The 345-nt window shown below is 42.6% G+C and carries 1 protein-coding gene; it reads right to left on the bottom strand.

Annotated features, from left to right (window positions below):
• Positions 1 to 345, bottom strand: a 345-nt coding sequence (locus K4Z77_RS08965) for a hypothetical protein (protein ID WP_224219109.1), incomplete at both ends; no start/stop codon positions are given.

The raw sequence follows: 345 nt of genomic DNA, 5'->3' as shown, positions 1-345 counted from the left end.
CCTGTCTTAGGATCTGGTTTCAACTCTATTGTTGGTGTCTTACGAGCTGGTGTTGTTACATTCACTGGTTGTGATGGTTTCTTGTTCGGTTCTGTTACTGTTCCTGTACCTGGAACAGCTTTCTTAGGAAGTTTGTCATTTGGTACTTTACCTGAACCGTCTTTACCGATTTCAACAGTAATTGTGTTTCCATCTTCACCTGGGATTTCTACCTTAGTACCTGGTGGATATGTTCCTCCTCCTGGTTTCTTAGGCGTTACAATCGCATCTCCATTTGGTTGTGGAGTAATTTCAATCTCAACTGGTTTTTCAGTTTCTGGTGTTTCTGGTGTGACCTTAGCTGGG

The sequence above is a fragment of the Streptococcus mitis subsp. hohhotensis genome, assembly GCF_020089495.2.
Taxonomy (GTDB): Bacteria; Bacillota; Bacilli; order Lactobacillales; family Streptococcaceae; genus Streptococcus; species Streptococcus hohhotensis.
Note: the sequence above shows the minus strand (reverse complement) of the source record. Positions and strands in the feature narration are given on the sequence as shown.